Source organism: Ornithinibacillus massiliensis (assembly GCF_018310345.1).
Taxonomy (GTDB): domain Bacteria; phylum Bacillota; class Bacilli; order Bacillales; family Amphibacillaceae; genus Ornithinibacillus; species Ornithinibacillus massiliensis.
Genome location: NZ_JAGXBY010000002.1, coordinates 87,447 through 105,487, shown reverse-complemented (window position 1 = coordinate 105,487; position 18,041 = coordinate 87,447). Strand labels below are relative to the sequence as shown.

Annotated in this window: 14 protein-coding genes, 1 other RNA gene and 1 other annotated feature; of the genes, 3 read left to right on the top strand and 12 right to left on the bottom strand. The window is 37.3% G+C overall.

Going from position 1 to position 18,041, the window contains the following annotated elements; translation table 11 throughout:
* Window positions 1-72 precede the first annotated feature (72 nt).
* Together KGF86_RS04600 and KGF86_RS04595 are read left to right on the top strand one after the other, a co-directional pair.
* Window positions 73-1,356: a replication-associated recombination protein A gene (locus tag KGF86_RS04600; RefSeq protein WP_211741260.1), complete on the top strand. Its 1,284-nt coding sequence runs from the start codon at window positions 73-75 to the stop codon at window positions 1,354-1,356.
* 256 nt (window positions 1,357-1,612) lie between these two features.
* Window positions 1,613-2,278, top strand: a complete 666-nt coding sequence (locus KGF86_RS04595; RefSeq protein ID WP_211741259.1) for an RsfA family transcriptional regulator — start codon at window positions 1,613-1,615, stop codon at window positions 2,276-2,278.
* A 151-nt stretch (window positions 2,279-2,429) separates the two neighbouring features.
* On the opposite strand, the gene KGF86_RS04590 is transcribed toward KGF86_RS04595, so the two are convergent.
* From KGF86_RS04590 to KGF86_RS04565, 6 genes are all read right to left on the bottom strand, one after another.
* Window positions 2,430-3,293: a PP2C family serine/threonine-protein phosphatase gene (locus KGF86_RS04590; protein WP_343221421.1), complete on the bottom strand. Its 864-nt coding sequence runs from the start codon at window positions 3,291-3,293 to the stop codon at window positions 2,430-2,432.
* Window positions 3,260-3,700 carry an HIT family protein gene (locus KGF86_RS04585; RefSeq protein ID WP_186870318.1) on the bottom strand — a complete coding sequence of 147 codons (441 nt, stop codon included), beginning with the start codon at window positions 3,698-3,700 and terminating at the stop codon, window positions 3,260-3,262. The genes KGF86_RS04590 and KGF86_RS04585 overlap by 34 nt, the downstream gene beginning before the upstream one ends.
* A 232-nt stretch (window positions 3,701-3,932) precedes the next feature.
* Window positions 3,933-4,122: non-coding RNA, 6S RNA (gene ssrS / locus KGF86_RS04580), on the bottom strand.
* Between the two features lie 125 nt (window positions 4,123-4,247).
* The gene (aspS, locus tag KGF86_RS04575; RefSeq protein WP_186870317.1) at window positions 4,248-6,011 is read right to left on the bottom strand and encodes an aspartate--tRNA ligase; all 1,764 of its coding nucleotides are present in this window, start codon (window positions 6,009-6,011) and stop codon (window positions 4,248-4,250) included.
* 1 nt (window position 6,012) lies between these two features.
* Window positions 6,013-7,293 carry a histidine--tRNA ligase gene (hisS, locus tag KGF86_RS04570; protein WP_211741258.1) on the bottom strand — a complete coding sequence of 427 codons (1,281 nt, stop codon included), beginning with the start codon at window positions 7,291-7,293 and terminating at the stop codon, window positions 6,013-6,015.
* Window positions 7,294-7,433: 140 nt separating this feature from the next.
* Window positions 7,434-7,658, bottom strand: a binding site (T-box leader).
* Between the two features lie 56 nt (window positions 7,659-7,714).
* Window positions 7,715-7,888: a hypothetical protein gene (locus tag KGF86_RS04565; protein ID WP_186870315.1), complete on the bottom strand. Its 174-nt coding sequence runs from the start codon at window positions 7,886-7,888 to the stop codon at window positions 7,715-7,717.
* Between the two features lie 107 nt (window positions 7,889-7,995).
* Between KGF86_RS04565 and KGF86_RS04560 the strand changes: the two genes are divergently transcribed.
* Complete coding sequence (locus tag KGF86_RS04560) at window positions 7,996-9,057, top strand: N-acetylmuramoyl-L-alanine amidase family protein (protein WP_211741257.1); 1,062 nt, start codon at window positions 7,996-7,998, stop codon at window positions 9,055-9,057.
* Window positions 9,058-9,348: 291 nt separating this feature from the next.
* Here KGF86_RS04560 and dtd read toward each other — a convergent pair whose 3' ends face one another.
* The 6 genes from dtd to secDF all read right to left on the bottom strand — a co-directional run bounded on the left by dtd (window position 9,349) and on the right by secDF (window position 18,030).
* Window positions 9,349-9,795 (bottom strand): D-aminoacyl-tRNA deacylase, encoded by a 447-nt coding sequence (gene dtd, locus KGF86_RS04555; protein ID WP_211741256.1) that lies wholly within the window; start codon window positions 9,793-9,795, stop codon window positions 9,349-9,351.
* A 219-nt stretch (window positions 9,796-10,014) separates the two neighbouring features.
* The gene (locus tag KGF86_RS04550) at window positions 10,015-12,213 is read right to left on the bottom strand and encodes a RelA/SpoT family protein (RefSeq protein ID WP_186870312.1); all 2,199 of its coding nucleotides are present in this window, start codon (window positions 12,211-12,213) and stop codon (window positions 10,015-10,017) included.
* Between the two features lie 234 nt (window positions 12,214-12,447).
* A complete protein-coding gene (locus KGF86_RS04545; RefSeq protein ID WP_186870311.1) occupies window positions 12,448-12,960 on the bottom strand; it encodes an adenine phosphoribosyltransferase in 513 nt (170 codons plus the stop codon).
* Window positions 12,950-15,286: a single-stranded-DNA-specific exonuclease RecJ gene (gene recJ / locus KGF86_RS04540; RefSeq protein ID WP_211741255.1), complete on the bottom strand. Its 2,337-nt coding sequence runs from the start codon at window positions 15,284-15,286 to the stop codon at window positions 12,950-12,952. The genes KGF86_RS04545 and recJ overlap by 11 nt, the downstream gene beginning before the upstream one ends.
* 65 nt (window positions 15,287-15,351) lie before the next feature.
* The gene (locus tag KGF86_RS04535; protein ID WP_186870309.1) at window positions 15,352-15,681 is read right to left on the bottom strand and encodes a lipopolysaccharide assembly protein LapA domain-containing protein; all 330 of its coding nucleotides are present in this window, start codon (window positions 15,679-15,681) and stop codon (window positions 15,352-15,354) included.
* A 90-nt stretch (window positions 15,682-15,771) separates the two neighbouring features.
* Window positions 15,772-18,030, bottom strand: a complete 2,259-nt coding sequence (gene secDF, locus KGF86_RS04530; RefSeq protein ID WP_211741254.1) for a protein translocase subunit SecDF — start codon at window positions 18,028-18,030, stop codon at window positions 15,772-15,774.
* Window positions 18,031-18,041: the final 11 nt, after the last annotated feature.

Sequence of the window (18,041 nt, the reverse complement as noted above, 5' to 3'; positions counted from 1 at the left end):
TCTTGCATTTTTTTCGAATCAAGCTTAGGCTAAGATTACCAAACTATTATAATTTATAAAAGGACGATGAAGATGAAACATCAACCACTAGCCTATCGACTAAGACCTAATCATATAAGTGAAATCATTGGACAAGAACATTTAGTTGGGGAAGGAAAAATCATAAACCGAATGGTAAAGGCGGAGAAGCTGGCATCGATGATTCTTTATGGGCCTCCGGGTACTGGTAAAACATCGATGGCAACAGCGATAGCAAAGACGCTTAAACTTCAAGTTAGAAAATTAAATGCAGTCATTGATAAAAAGAAAGATATGGAAATTGTTATAGAAGAAGCAAAAATGTCCGGTTCCATGGTATTAATCCTAGATGAGGTACATCGTTTGGATAAGGGAAAGCAAGATTTCCTACTTCCTCATTTGGAGAGCAACTTAATAACATTAATAGGCTGTACGACGAGTAATCCCTACCATGCAATTAACCCTGCCATTAGAAGTCGTTGCCACATATTTGAATTACATGCCCTAACACCATTGGATGTAAAAAAAGCAATCCAAAGAGCACTAACTGATCCAGACAATGGATATGGTAATGAAGATGTTACCCTTACTGATGAAGCGCTAGAACACTTTTCACAAAGTTCTGGTGGCGATATGCGCTCTGCTTTAAATGGATTAGAGTTAGCTGTGGCATCAACACCGTCAAATGAAGATGGTGAAATTGTTATCCATATTGACATAGCAGAGGAATGTATGCAACGCAAGAGCTTTTCCCACGATAAAGACGGGGATGCTCATTATGATGTATTATCAGCTTTCCAAAAGTCGATTCGTGGTAGCGACGTTGATGCGGCATTACATTACTTAGGTAGATTAATTGAAGCTGGTGACTTAGATTCAATCGCTAGAAGAATGATCGTTATTGCCTACGAAGATATAGGACTAGCCAATCCGCAAGCAGGTCCTCGTGCAGTTGCGGCAGTAGAGGCGGCAGAAAGATTAGGCTTCCCAGAAGCAAGAATTCCGCTTGCAGTTGCAATTGTTGAACTATGTTTATCGCCGAAATCAAATACAGCATATCAGGCTCTCGATGCTGCAATTGCTGATATTCGCAGTGGTAAAAGCGGTGATATTCCAAAGCATTTAAAAGATGCTCATTATCAAGGAGCGTCCAGTCTAGGTAGAGGTGTAGACTATAAATACCCACATGATTATCCTGGCGGTTGGGTTTATCAACAATATTTACCTGATACAATAAAAAACAAACAATACTACACGCCAAAGGAAACCGGAAAATTTGAACAAGCTATGAAACAAGTGTATGAGAAGATACTAAAAGAGAAAAAGAGTCATAATTAAAGAGGTATAAGCTAGGCATCCTTAATTGATGCCTAGTTTTTTTATACATCTCCATATAACAATCCGTTAAAAATTATATCCTCCTAACGTATAAAAAAATCATCTCCCGTCTAGACTATGTAAAAGGAAATAATGTCCTAAAAGTCAATTCTAAAACTGTCTATCTAATGAACTGACTTTTTGACTTAGAAAATTTACTAGTTAAAAAATCTATTGTTTTGATTAGGTAGTTATGGAAAAAGGAGATGAAACATACATGACAAAAGTTAGACAGGATGCATGGTCACACGAGGACGACTTACTACTTGCAGAAACTGTACTGCGTCATATTCGTGAAGGAAGCACACAATTAAATGCCTTTGAGGAAGTCGGAGACAAGCTTAATCGCACATCAGCAGCTTGTGGCTTTAGATGGAATGCTGAAATCCGAAAAAAATATATTAATGCGATTGATTTAGCTAAAAGGCAACGTAAAGAGAAAAAACGAGCCATTGAGAAAGCGAAGAAGGCGAATAGAGCACCAGTTATTGCCTTTCAACAAAACTATGAAACCCCTGTAACAGAAGATACTAGTAGAGAATCAGAATATACTACACCATCGGCTATTACATTGGAAACAGTAATTCAATTTTTGAACCAACTCAAAAAAGACTATTATGCTTCCAATCAATCAAAAGTATCTCTTGACCAAGCACAGAAAGAGAATGCTTTACTAAAAGAACAGATTAATAAACTTGAAAAGGAACTCACGGAGACGAAACAAGAGCTATCTACTATTCAAGAAGATTATAAAGTATTCGTCCAAATCATGGACCGAGCAAGAAAGATGACGGTATTAGAAGACCAAGGCTCGTTTAAAGCTCCTGCTTTCCGTATGGACAAGAATGGTAACCTTGAGCAAATTGCCCAGGGATCTAACTAAGCAACATATAACCCAGTCGATATAAGATTTGTTTGTAATAAAAGCATAGTAGATATAGAAAAATCCGAACTACTTATCACGATTCTATTAGAAGAATTTGAATTAGTTCGGTTTTTTCTTTTTGCGCTTTTTACCCCAAAAGAAACTAGGCTTAGCTTTGTTCCACATCTACTTCATCACTAGGTCTTGTCACAGCTGAATCGACCGTGACCTCCCAAGTAATAATCGTGGTGCTATCTCTAACATTATGATGTTGTATTGTTTGCAGTATTTTTTGAATGCCTTTATGATTGGAATGTTTACTCATCATTCGATAGATATCTACAGGAGATGCAAATGGATCATTAGGGCACTCAATTAATCCATCAGTCGTTAAAAAAATTCGATTTAACCCTTTTCTTAGTTCTCTGACACCACTACTATAACAGGGAACAGATTGCTCAAATGTATTAACTTTCCCTATCCATTCATAAAAATGCCGTTGGTTAACTTGATATTGACCTAATTCGGCAAGCTCCGGATGAAATACATAGCAAAGACAATCCCCAACAGAAAACCACCATAGATACTTCTCTTTTCTTAATACAAGTAAACACGCCGTCTCTCCTTTAACTTTCCGACATGCTCTGAGAAATGCCCCATCCATAAACATATTAACTATGGTATGCTCTATATCCTTTATCCCTTTAATAGATGGGTCATTGCATAGATCTTGTATATGACTTTTATTGGCATTTATTTGATTCATCACTAATTCTGCACTTTCCGCTGAATGATGGGCATCTAATAAAACAGCAAACTCCCAACATTTATTTTGATCAGTCCATACGAGACATCCATCCTCATTTTTATATTGACCTGCAGAAGAAATTCCACCGAAGTTCCCTATTACGACATGACTAAGTTGCTGAACATTAATCTGATCTACATAATCTATTTGACTTCCTATCCAGGTGTATTCCTTTATCCTACCCTCCATCATTACTTCTCCAGATACGCTTTTATTTTTTTGCACAGCTGAATCACCTCTTCGTTATCACCAAAAGGTGCTTCCTTCCAATCGTAAACCGCCATTGGTCCCCAATAATTTTCAGGCGTATTTGGATAACGTGCAACTAGATGCATATGAAGGTGTGGAACGCTATTTCCCGAAACTAGTGAGTAAACATGCTCTGCCCCAACACTTTGAACTAAAGCTTTACTGACACGTGCCATCATAACCCCAAATACTTTTGCTTCCTCTATCGTCAAATCAGCAAGGGTTGGAGCATGTCGCTTCAAATCAATCATAATATGACCTAGATAATTCGGTTTTCCATTTTGATCGATATGTCCAACATACACGACATCATCCTCATAGATGGTTACGCCCGAAGTAGAAATTTCCCCCGTATGTTTAGCACAAATAAAACAATCTTCCATTTCCATCCCCCCCATTATGAATACCATTTCCTAAACTTCGCTCACCTGTTAATCATAAATTAATTCTATTTATTAATAATGTTTCGAAAATACTATATGAAATTATCTAAAAAGTCAACACTTCCTTAAAGTATTACGTTCATGATTGTAGTATCCAGATATAACGATTATTCCAAACCGCAAAAAAATAAGACTAGCTTCTCTGCTAGCCTTACCTATTATTTATGTATACATCAATCCCAATAATGCCGCCTATAGTAAGTTTTGATCCCCGCTACGAGCAGGTGGGTGCCTTGTTTCGTATTTTATACGTCCTCTCGTTAGTCGAAAACGAGGCATGTATGCCACACGAAAACTGCTAAGCTCCCTATATAAAACTGTTCGGTCAAAACATATGATATAGGCAAACATATCAGGATTGATTCACTTTCGTAATGCATTACGTTTGTAAAAATATATTAACATACGTATTCCACGTATTCAATATCCCTTTATATGAAGTATTCATTACAATTGTTACAAAATTTAAACATTATCAACAATAAAGTTATTTATTTTCATTTAGCTGAATAGATAATTCAGTTAACTGTGCTTTACTCACTTCACTTGGAGCTTCTGTTAGCAAGTCTGATGCTGATGCAGTTTTCGGGAATAGTATCGTATCTCTTAGGTTACTTCTACCTGTTAGAAGCATAACAATACGATCCAGCCCTAACGCAATCCCCCCATGTGGCGGTGCACCATATTCCAAGGCTTCCAGTAAGAAACCAAATTGTTCTTGTGCTTCTTCTTCTGTAAACCCTAGCACCTTAAACATTTCATTTTGTTGTTCACGTTTATAAATACGAATAGAACCTCCACCCAATTCATATCCATTCAGAACTAAATCATAAGCATTTGCACGAACACTTGCTGGATCAGTTGCCAGCTTTTCAACATCTTCCTCAAACGGCATCGTGAATGGATGGTGGGCTGCAAAGTAACGGCCAAGTTCTTCATCATATTCTAATAATGGCCAATCGGTAATCCATAGGAAGTTATACTTACTTTCATCTATTAGACCAAGCTCTTTACCAAGCTTAAGGCGTAAAGCTCCTAGGCTATCGTATACAACAGAGGTCTTATCCGCAACGAATAATAGTAAATCCCCATCTTCTGCATTTGCTAGCTCTAGTAAGCCTTGTTTTTCTTCCTCTGAAATAAACTTAGCAATTGGTCCTTTTAATTCCCCATCTTCTACCTTGAGCCAAGCAAGTCCCTTAGCTCCATAGACATTGACGAACTCAGTAAGTTTATCAATATCCTTTCTGGAGAAATTAGTAGCTTCTCCTTTGACATTTAATAATGCAACCTTTCCACCCCGCTCGATTGCACCTTGGAATACTTTAAAGCTAGAATTGGCTAGTAGATCCGAAACATGAATAAGTTCTAAGCCAAAGCGTGTATCTGGTTTATCAGAACCGTAACGCTCCATTGCTTCCTTGTATGGCATTCTTGGTAATGGTAATGGAATATCAACCTGATTGACTTCTTTCATCACCTTCTGCATCATTTTCTCTGTCATTGTCATGATTTCATCACTTGTCATAAAGGAGGTCTCAATATCAATTTGAGTAAATTCTGGTTGTCTGTCAGCACGTAAATCTTCATCACGGAAGCAACGAGCAATTTGATAGTATTTTTCAAAGCCACTCATCATAATCAATTGTTTAAACAATTGTGGTGACTGTGGTAATGCATAGAATTCGCCTGGATGTACACGACTAGGAACTAAGTAATCACGGGCTCCTTCTGGTGTACTCTTCGTTAAAATCGGTGTTTCCATTTCTAGGAATCCATCATCGTTTAAGAAGTTACGCACAACCTGTGTGATTTGATGGCGCTTTTTAAAGGTCTCTTGTAATGCTCCACGACGTAGGTCCATATAACGATACTTCAGACGTAAATCTTCTGACACATCTGTATCATCTTGTATGAGAAAAGGAGGGTTTTTCGACTTATTTAATATGGAAACCTCTGTAGCGATAACCTCTAGAGTACCAGTCTCCATATGGGGATTTATCGTGCTCTCGTCACGAAGCACCACCTTCCCTTTTACTTCAATAACGTATTCACTACGAACGGATTCTGCAATTGTTAAGGCATCTTCGTAATCAGGATTAAAAACTACCTGTACAATGCCAGATTTATCACGGAGATCAATAAATATCAGACCACCTAGATCACGGCGTTTTTGAACCCATCCTTTTAGTAGAATTACCTTTTCAACATCTTTTTCTTGTATCGTTCCTGCTAGTATTCTTTCGCTCATCCTATTTTCCTCCTAAAAGCTTTTCCTTCATTGTGAGAGTTAATTGATCTAAAGGAATCTCTACTTGTTCACCAGTAGCCATTTCTTTTACATTTATGACATTCTTTTCAAGCTCCTCTTCACCTAAAACTAACACATATTTAGCCTTGTATCGGTCGGCCGCTTTAAATTGAGCTTTAATTTTTCTACCTTGGTAGTCTTGATCGACTTGGATACCATGTTGACGTAATTCATGTGTAATACGAACTACTTCCGATTTTGGCTCTTCTCCCATCGATACGATAAAGCAATCTAACGCTTCTTCTAACGGAATTTCAACATTTTCGGCTTCTAATGCCATTAATAGTCTTTCAATTCCCATTCCAAACCCAATACCTGGTGTAGCTGGACCACCTAGCTGTTCTACTAGTCCATTGTATCTACCCCCACCAGCAAGTGTTGTAATGGCTCCGAAACCTTCCGCCTCACTCATAATTTCAAATGCCGTGTGATTATAGTAATCCAAGCCTCTTACAAGATTAGGATCAACTTCATATTCAATTCCCATCAATTCAAGATATTTTTTAACCTTTTCAAAGTATTCAACCGAATCTTCATTCAGATAATCTAGAATAGAAGGTGCTGTTTTCATGGATGGGTGGTCTCTGTCGACTTTACAATCTAGAATTCTCATTGGATTTTGCTCTAATCGAGACTGACAATCTTCACACAGTTCTTCCTTGTATGGAGTAAAGTGTTTAATTAGTGCATCGCGATGCCTCTTTCTACTCTCAACATCACCTAACGAATTAATTACTAGTTTTAAAGATGTTAATCCCAGTGACCGATATACAGTCATCGCTAAATCAATCACTTCTGCATCAACCGCTGGATCTGCACTTCCTAATACTTCTACCCCAAACTGATTCAACTGACGCATTCTGCCTGCCTGAGGTCGTTCATAACGGAACATTTGCATAAAGTAGTATAGTTTTACAGGTTGATTAGCCTCCCCGTACAACTTGTTCTGTACAAAAGCTCTCGTTACAGCAGCTGTACCTTCTGGGCGAAGTGTAAGACTTCTACCGCCACGGTCTTCAAAGGTATACATCTCCTTTTGCACAATATCAGTTGAGTCTCCTACCCCACGTGAAAATACTTCTGTATGTTCAAATACCGGTGTACGAATTTCTTCGTAATGGTATTTATCACAGATCCCCTTTATTTTATTCTCAACAAACTGCCATTTTTTAGCATCCTTTGGTAGAACATCTACCGTACCTCTAGGCGCTTTAATATTCATTCTTTTATCCTCCTAAAACGATTATGAATTCCAAAGTCATGTAATGGTTAACTTTTCTCTTATTTCATATCCACGGTGTATGTATGATTCACTTGATCCTTGTTGCTATAAAAGTATACAAAAAACTCCCGTCCCTATAAAAAAGGGACGAGAGTTACCCGCGTTGCCACCCTAGTTGACGCAATTCCATTGCATCCTCTTTTCACAGTTAACGCCTGCAAAACGTCTATATTTACTAGTCATAACGTTCAATATAGATCCTCAGGATTGTCTTTCACTAGGTTGCCATGCAAAATGCTTCCAGCCAAAGGCATTTTGTCTCTGCTCACGCAAGTACTAGTTACTTTTTCCTTCATAGGATATTTCTTGTTCGTTCAAGATACTTGAATGAATATTATCATAATGTTTTGCTTCCTGATTGTCAAGAGCGATTAATCTTTTTCTTTAATGCTTTTACCTCTCCTAGTGATATCCCTAACTCCTGTGCTATTTCCATATGTCCAGAGGACTGTTCCATTTCGATAAACTTATGCAAGTTTACACCAAAAATATCTCGATTATTATGGGAACTCCAATGCTTTTCAGTCATTCGCAATTAGATCGCCTCCTTTTTCATAAGACTAGTTTTGCCTAATTCGACAATATTTATTAAAATAGAAAAAGAAATGTCATGTGGTTTACGAATTATTAGGAGGAAATCTATTGGGCTATAAAAAAACAATTGGAATTACACTTTGCCTACTACTGATTACATGGTGCTTTCCAGTAACAGCTAGTACAAAAGAGGTCATTGTTAACGAAAATTATTTAAATCTACGAAGTGGTCCTGGTACGGATTACGATAAACTAGGACAAGTCCATCAAAATGAACAATACCCCATTGTCGGTCAAGAAGGGGATTGGGTTGAGATTCAACTTGATGGATATACTGCTTGGATTTCGACGGATTATGTAACTATTCAAGAAGATTCGTCTGAACAAGAAGTGAAAGATGTTGGGCTTGATCATTCTGTTGAACAGACTTCCATTACCATCCCATTTGAGAAAACTCATATTAGAAATGGTCCGTCATCTGATGATGAAATTGTCTATTTTGCTGAAGAAGGGGAAACTCTTTCTGTAACCGGCAAAACGGATAATTGGTTAAAAGTGGAAAATGACACGATAGAAGGGTATGTATTATCAGACTTAGTTAAAGATGAAATCAAGGAAACGAGCGAAGGATTAAAAGGAAAAACAATCGTTCTAGATCCAGGTCATGGTGGATTTGATTCAGGTGCTATTAGTCCTACAAATGTACAAGAAAAGGACTTAGCCTATAAAACAGCAGATATTCTAGCTCAGGAATTAACGATGTTAGGTGCTATCGTTATAACTACTAGAGAGGAGGATACATTTGCCTCATTAGCAAGTCGGGCAACGCTTTCTAACACGGTTAATGCTGATGCTTTCATAAGTTTACACTATAATAGTGTACCCGATCTTCCTACAGTCACCGGCATAAGTACCTATTATTCCCATGAGCAGTATGCAGAATTAGCACGTTATATTCAGCAAGAGATTATTAAAGAATCAGGTGACAGAGATCGTGGTGCGGAATTTGGTGATTTCCAAGTAATTAGACAAAATCTGATGCCTGCTGTACTTATTGAACTAGGGTTCATGTCCAATCCTGAAATGGATACTCTAATGACGACAAATGCCTATCAGAAAAAACTCGTTTCTGGTATTGTAAATGGATTACAGCGTTATTTTTCTAATTAAGTAGAGGCTGGGACAACAGAATTTATCCTAAAAGCAAAACCGAATGATGAGCAAGGACCCTGCTCCGGAAATATACTTGCGGTTACTTCCAGCACAGGGGCGACATCTGCTCGAAAAGGCCAAAGCAGTGGTCTACCTTGCCACCGGGCGGCTGGTGAGCCTCCTCGTACTACTTCTTTAGGGGTCTCAAGCTTGCCCTGTCCTCCCGCAGGAGTCTACGTATATTTCCGGAGCTAGTATTGAATATCATTCGGTGTTACCTTTAATTCTTTTTGTTACGCCCCTGTCTCGTTATCTATTTTTACTATCTAAAATTAAAGTTACAGGACCAACATTGGTAAGTGTAACATTCATCATTGCTCCGAATCTACCTACCTCTACCTTTATTCCCTCTTGACGAAGCATTTCATTGAACTTCTCGTAAAGCTCATTTGCTTGCTGTGGCTTCGCTGCTTGCATGAAGTTTGGTCTTCTGCCCTTTCTAGTATCGCCATAAAGGGTGAATTGGGAAATCGATAAAATTTCGCCATTTACATCTTTTAATGATAAATTCATTTTTTCTTGTTCATCTTCAAATACACGTAGGTTGACCATTTTATTTGCTAGATATTGTGCATCCTCTACTGTATCTTCATGGGTAACTCCAATTAACACGACAAAACCATTATCGATTTTGCCAACTATCTCATCTTTTACGGTAACACGTGCATCTCTAGCACGTTGAATAATAGCCCTCATGTTTCAAATCTCCTTTTACTAGTACTATAGAGGTTGAGTTAGAAATGTTTATGATAAAGGAAAAACCGAATAATTAGCAAGCCACCGCTCCGTGGATGGTTAGTAGACTGGAGGTTCATCCAAGGTCTGGATCCTTGCCTTTCGTCTACCTATCTTTACGGAGCTAGTGTGATGCCTTATTCGGGTTTACATCTCTAACTTTTTAGTTTTGTGCCAGTTTCATTGTAGTGTACGTGTAACTGCATAAACATCTTTGATCTGCTTAATCCGTTCCACAATTTTTCTTAAATGATTCGTATTATGAATCAAAATCGTAATTTGAATAACAGCCATTTTATTACGATCAGACCTGCCATTTACATGGGTAATATTTGTTTTCGACTCATTCACTGCTTGTAATACTTCATTTAATAAGCCTCTACGATCATAACCTGAGATTTCTAGATCCACATGATATTGCTTTTGTGTTTGATCTTCTTCCCATTCCACATGTAGATGTCGTTCTCTTGCTTCCTCTGTTTGTACATTTGGACAGTCAGTTCGATGGACGGATACGCCTCGACCTTTTGTAATATACCCAATTATTTCATCACCAGGGACAGGATTACAGCATTTGGATAGACGTACAAGTAGATTATCAATGCCTTCTACAATCACACCAGAGTCTTTCTTATGTTTTTTAAATTCCTTATACTCTGTTTTTGTCCCTTCTAATGTTTTGGCAAGGTCTTCTTCTTTTTGGCGAGATTGACGTATTTTTTCCGTTAATCTTGTTGCGACAAGCGCTGCAGTAATACCCTGATAACCTACAGCGGCATATAAATCTTCCTCAGAAACAAAGTTAAATCGTTCGTAAACGCGTTTTAAATTCTCTTCTGTCAATGCTTCTTTCGGCTCGATATCAAATGCCCGAATCTCTTTTTCGACTAAGTCCTTACCCTTTGCTACGTTTTCTTCACGGCGTTGCTTCTTGAAAAATTGTCTAATTTTATTCTTTGCCTGTGATGTTTGGGTGATCTTTAACCAATCTTGAGAAGGTCCATAGGAATGTTTCGAAGTTAGTACTTCGATTATGTCGCCATTTTTTAATTTGTAGTCTAATGGCTCCATTTTCCCGTTAATTTTTGCCCCGATTGTCTGATTACCGATTTCCGTATGAATTCGGTAAGCAAAGTCAAGTGGAACAGAACCAGATGGTAGTTCTATTACATCTCCTTTAGGCGTAAAGACATAGACCATATCGGAAAATAAATCCACTTTCAGAGATTCAACGAATTCCTCCGCATCATGCGTCTCATTCTGCCATTCTAAAATTTCACGGAACCACGTTAACTTCTCTTCAAAGGATTTCTTATCTCGGTTAAGTTGCTTACCTTCCTTATACGCCCAGTGAGCAGCAATCCCGTACTCGGCAATCTCATGCATTTCCTTCGTTCTTATTTGTACTTCTAAAGGATCTCCTTTAGGACCAATTACCGTTGTATGCAAGGATTGGTATAAGTTTTGCTTTGGCATTGCAATATAATCTTTAAATCTACCAGGCATTGGCTTCCAACACGTATGAATAATTCCTAATACCGCATAACAATCTTTAATGCTGTTGACTAAAATACGAACTGCCAATAAATCATAGATCTCATTAAACTGTTTGTTTTGTTTTATCATCTTCTGATAAATACTATACAAATGTTTCGGTCTACCTGAGATTTCTGCTTCTATATTTATTTCTTCTAACTGTTTATTTACTTCTTGAATAACTTCATCAATGTAAGATTCTCGTTGTTCCCGCTTTTGCTTCATTAACTGAACAATTCGGTAATATTGTTGGGGATTTAAGTAACGTAATGAGATATCCTCTAGCTCCCATTTAATCGCAGAAATTCCTAAACGATGTGCTAATGGAGCAAAGATTTCTATCGTTTCATTCGCTTTGATACGTTGCTTTTCAGGTGGTAAGAACTTTAAAGTTCTCATATTATGCAATCTATCCGCTAGCTTAATTAATATAACACGTATATCTTTCGCCATAGCGACAAACATTTTTCGGTGATTTTCAGCTTGTTGGGCTTCTTTTGACTTGTATTTGATTTTACCTAGCTTTGTAACCCCATCAACAAGCATGGCAACTTCCTTATTAAATTGTTCTTCTATTTCTTCTAATGTTATTTCGGTATCCTCTACAACATCATGCAAGAATCCACCCGCAACCGTCACTGGATCCATTTTTAAATCTACTAATATGCCAGCAACTTGAATAGGGTGTATGATATACGCTTCTCCTGATTTACGATACTGGTCCCTATGTGCTTCTTCTGCGTACGTATAAGCACGCATAATAAACGCAACATCGTCCTCCGATAAATACGTGCTAGCTTTTTCTTGTAATTGTTCAATTGTTATAATGTCATTTTTCGCCATATTATCACCTTTAATTGTAGAAGATACTTTCTTTCTAGTATCAAAAAAATTTATTAAAATGTAAAGAAAAAATACCTTTACATTTTCTGGTAACTCACCTAGTCATGTTCTCAATATCACTTATCATTAGTAGAACATTTTAGAACTTGTATTAAGCAAGCTGTCGTTACGAGCTAATCCTTTTCCGAATTACAAGAGGTCTGATGAAGGATTTCTCCACCAGACCTACAAAAATTAATATTTCATTAAGGATAGGACATCATATCCTTTAAGTTTATCCAAACCATTTAAATACGATAATTCGATTAGGAAGGCACAGCCAACAACAATTCCACCTAATTCTTCCACTAATTTAATTGTTGCTTCAATAGTACCACCTGTTGCTAATAAATCATCGGTAATTAGAACACGTTGACCTGGTTTAATAGCATCCTTATGAATGGTTAAGACATTTTGTCCATATTCTAAACCATAGTCTACTTTAATAACCTCACGTGGAAGCTTACCTTCTTTTCTAACCGGTGCAAATCCAACTTCAAGTGCATAGGAAACAGGACAACCAACAATAAAACCTCTAGCTTCAGGTCCTACCACTAAATCAATTTGTTTATCCCTAGCAAATTCTACAATCTCATTTACTGCAGATTTAAATGCTTTTCCATTATCCATTAATGGCGTAATATCTTTAAATTCGATACCTTCTTTTGGCCAATCGTGTACAATTTTAATATATTTTTTATAATCCATGGGTCATTTCCTCCTTAGGTTTATCCATCAGTCCCATACAATCTTCAAACCATCTTGTTAATTCTTCATACGTTGCGTAATAAAGCATTTTTTCAATTTCTGTTTGCTTCACACGTTCCTGATAGATGTGTGCTTCTTGTAAATCCTTTTTTTGTGGCGATGAATTTAATGCAATAATTCCATTACTAATATTAACAAATTCAAGCTCAGAAAACACCTTTAACATAAACATAATTGAATCCTTAGTCCAGCCCTTAGCATTTATAATGGCTTGTAAGTCTTTACGGATATTCAGTTCTTTTCTCTTCCATATTAACGAATATAACCATTTAAAATCTTCTCTTGAGGGAAAACTAGATAAGTATACACTATTTTCTATATAAAAACACGCATGAATGACGCAAGGCTTAACTTTATTCACGATTTTTCTCAATTCATCTAGATCTGCCGGTAGATCAAAGAGATGAAGTACATCTATCTCCTCATGATAAGTCAGTGCTTCTTTATATGTTAACGGCATGATTCCTTCTGGAAAATCATGGTTATTAGAAAAATTCTCATTATACAATAGCATATGTCTATCAAACTGATTAAGGAAATTCGTTATGTCTACTTGTTTTTTTCCTCGGTGATCAAATAATTGCCAATGATCAATTCGCATATCTTCCACGACGAGTTGTGGCTTACGAATGCCATTCCATTCATTCATACCTAGTTCTCCGACTACGGATAGCGTGGCTTTGGGCGAAATATAATGATATAATTCTCCCATTCCAAACGCGATTCCTTCTAAAGAGCTTCCGTTTTCCTTAAATAGCAGTTTCAAATGTTTTTTCATATTACCTAATTGACGGACTTCATTAGGCTTTGCTTCAATCCGAAATTTAGGCTTTGGATTCGCCATTCCAAATGGTGCTAGCTTACCTATCTCATCAATTAATGTTTCACTAATATCCGATAACGTAAGCGTTTTGCTAATGAGGACCTCTTGCTTAAAGTCTTCACTCGTTAATTCCTGTTGAATCAAATGGTCTAGTTCTTTTTCTAGTATTCTCACATTTTCAATTGGTAATGTCATCCCAGCTGCTTGTGCATGCCCACCAAAGTGAGTGAACACTTCTTTAAATTTCATACAGCTTTGAAATAAATCAAAGGCAGGGATGCTCCTTGCTGAACCCTTAGCAGTACCATTTTCTTCGTTGATTGACAGTACAATTGCCGGTCGGTCATACTTTCTTACTAGTCTAGATGCAACAATACCCAGAACCCCTTCATTCCAGCCTTGTTTTGCAACGACAATAACCCCTTTTTCTGGGTCAATTGTTTCAAGTTGCTCCACTTCTTTTACAATAGATGCAACAATTTGTTGTCGCTCTTGATTTAGTTGCCCTACTTGTTCTGCTAATTCCTCGGCTTCTTCCGGAATATCGGTTAAAAGTAGCTGAACAGCTAAATCAGCATCTTGTAATCGCCCTACCGCATTTAGCCTTGGTCCAATTAAGAATCCGATGTCTTCTTCTGTCGTATTCCCTTCAATCTTACATTGCTTCTTTAAGGCAATTAAACCTTCCCGCTTTGTAACGGATAGCTTCCGTAACCCATAATAAGTTAATATCCGATTTTCTCCAACCAAAGGAACTAAATCTGCAACCGTACCAATGACAACTAAATCTAATAAATGCTCTGGGAAATAACCTAGTAAGCTTTGTGCAAATTTAAAGGCTACTCCTGCTCCAGCTAATTCCTTAAAGGAATATTGTGGAGAACATTTTGGATGTATGATAGCAAAAGCATCCGGTAATGCTTCTTGTGGTTCATGGTGGTCGGTAATGATTAAATCGATACCTAGTTCCTTCGCTACTTCTGCTTCATAAACAGAGGCAATACCGGTATCGACTGTAATAATAAGTTTATATCCATTTTCACAAGCCTCTCTGAAGGCAGCTTCATTAGGACCATATCCTTCTGTAAAACGATTCGGTATATAGAAATTGCAATTAGCACCTAGTTCTTCTAATGCTTTAATAAGTATCGTTGTCGAGCTAACCCCATCCGCATCATAATCACCAAATACAAGAATTTTTTCATTGGCGCGAATGGCTTGATGGACTCGTTCTGTAGCAATATCCATGGAAGCTAACTTCATAGGACTAATCAAGTTATCAATAGATGGCATTAAGAACTCTTGCGCTTCTTCATATGATTGAATACCACGCTGTACTAATAACTCTTTTATCACGGGGGATAATTCTATTGAGTCATCCATCCACTGGTCTTGATATTCATCTGTACGCACAAATTTCCATTTTGACTTGCTTTGTAGCATATATTCACCCCTGACTAATCTATTATACACAAATAGAGTCAGGGGTAGCAATGAGAATTTATCGTTTAGTCTTCTCGTTTGACATCAATTGCTTTAGAAGCTTGTGTGCCTCCATTCGTTTCAGCTACATTCTTGTCTTCTACTAGTTGAGATAATGCTGCATTCTTCCTTCTTATTACTTTTATCTCTTTTTGAAGCTTAAACATTCTTACCATACCGACAGCAGCCGTAATAATTCCCCCCATTAAAACAGAGAAAAGTATTACTAAAATTAATGGTGATTCTACTTGCCAAAAAAAATAGGTAACCTGTACAGGACTAACATTCATTACAGCAAATATAGCAACCAGTATAACAAAAATAATCGCTACAATCACATACGTTTGTCCCCTCACAATGATTCCTCCTAGTCTGTTTTCGCTACCCTTTATTTTATACAAGTAGAAAAAAACAATCCCTCTGCAACTTGCAAAGGGATTGTTTCGTTAAACCTGTGGTCCTTCCACACGTTTTTTCTTTCTAAAGTCGACTGGCTTATCCTTGATATTCTTTCCTCGCCATACTAACCATAATTGTGTTGCTAGGAATAAAGATGAGTAGGTACCTGCAATGATTCCAATGAGTAAGGCAATACCAAACCCACGAATCGGCTCTGCACCTAAAATTAAAAATGCGACTATAGCAATTAATGTTGTAATATTAGTATTTATCGTTCTAGTCATCGTTTGAACAATACTTCGATTAACAATACTGGAAAGCTCCTTAAAGGATTTTATCACCCGATTTGATTGTGCAGCATTTTCACGAATTCGATCAAATGTAACAATGGTGGAGTTGATTGCATATCCGACTATCGTTAGGATTGCAGCAACGATAGTAACATCAAATTCAATCTTGAAAATACTAAATACCATTAACATAATAAATACATCATGGAGTAATGTTAGGATCGCCATAACTGCAAAGTAGAACTCAAAGCGGAATGCAACATAAATAATCATTCCTACAGCAGCAATTGCAAGGGCATAAATGGCATTTTTCACTAATTCTTGCCCAACTATTGGCGAAACAACACTAACACCGGGCTCTACATTATATTTATCATGAAAATAAGTGGTCAGTTCACCAATTTTATCTTCTGGTATCACATCCTGGTAGCGAATTACTGCAATTTCATTATTTTCACCAGAAAGTATGATAGATCTTGCCTCTAATCCTAGTGCTTCTAAATCTGACTCAATTTCTGTTTCACTTAACGGTTCATCCGCCATAATCTGCACTCTAGAACCACTTGTAAAGTCAATTCCAGGAGTTAATCTAAATATACCAAAAGCAATTACACCAATAACCGTTAATATAATCGTGATAACAAAAAACTTCTTACGATTATCCACTACATTCCATTCTTTACCTAAGAATGTTGCTGGAACTTCACTATTATCACGGATATCTTTTATATCTGATTTCTTTACGCCAAACCAACCTGGGTTATTTTTGAAGAATTTAACTTTAATCCATAATTGGAGGAGTAATTTAGTTCCATACACTGCCGTTAAAAAGCTTACTACGATACTAATAATCAACATCGTCGCAAACCCTTTTACAGAACTAGTACCAAAAATAAATAGTACTGCCGCCGCTAGTAGTGTTGTAATATTAGCATCTAGAATTGCCCGTAAGGAGTTACTTGTCCCTTTTTTGAAGGCTGCCTGTAACGATTTACCTTCTCGTAATTCTTCCTTAATACGTTCAAAGGTAATAACATTGGCATCTACTGCCATACCTACCCCTAATATCAATGCTGCTATACCAGGTAATGTTAGTACACCTCGTAGACTTTCAAATATAGCAAGTACTAAGAATATATAAGCACTTAATGATATAACAGAAATAAAACCTGGAAAGCGATATACTGCTATCATAAACACAAATATAATACTGATTCCAACTATTGCAGCAAGTATGGTTTGATCTAAAGCTTGCTGACCAAACTGTGCTCCTACAGAAGTAGAGAATATCTCCACTAAATTAACTGGCAGAGAACCAGAATTAATAATGCTCGCCAAATATTGTGCCTCTTCAACAGTAAAGTTTCCGGTGATCATAACATTACCGCCAGGAATTGGTTCATTTACGGATGGTGCTGAGACAAATTTTGGTTCTTCTTTTAATGCTTCATCTTCAAAAGAATCCCCCTCTTCATAATCCATCCATATAACTAGTAAATTTTCACCTGGGCTTTCTTGCGATAACTCTCGCGTTACCTGGGCAAATTTACTTGCATCCTTTACTTGCAGGGTAACAATAGGCTGATTCGTATCTGGGTGGAAATCTTGCTTAGCACTTCCCTCCTTCACATCAGATCCATCTAGCAATACCGTATCATGGACATCGCGAAAGGTCAGTCTAGCTGAGGTTGCTAACATTTCACGGGCTTGTGTTTGATTTTCAACACCAGCTAATTGAACGCGAATACGGTCTTCTCCTTCGATATCAATTACCGCTTCACTTATCCCTAACTTATTTACCCGATCATTTAATAATTGAACTGTAGCTTCCAATAAGCTCCGATCGACTTCCTGGGTTTCATCAATTGGTTCTACTGTATAAAGGACCTCAAAGCCCCCTTGCAAATCCAGTCCAAGATTAATGCTTTTCGTAACACTTGGTGTAAATAATCCAATAATAAGTCCTAATGCAATAACAATTAGGAAAAAGGATGCAATCCGTCCTTTATTTTTCATAATAAAAAGTT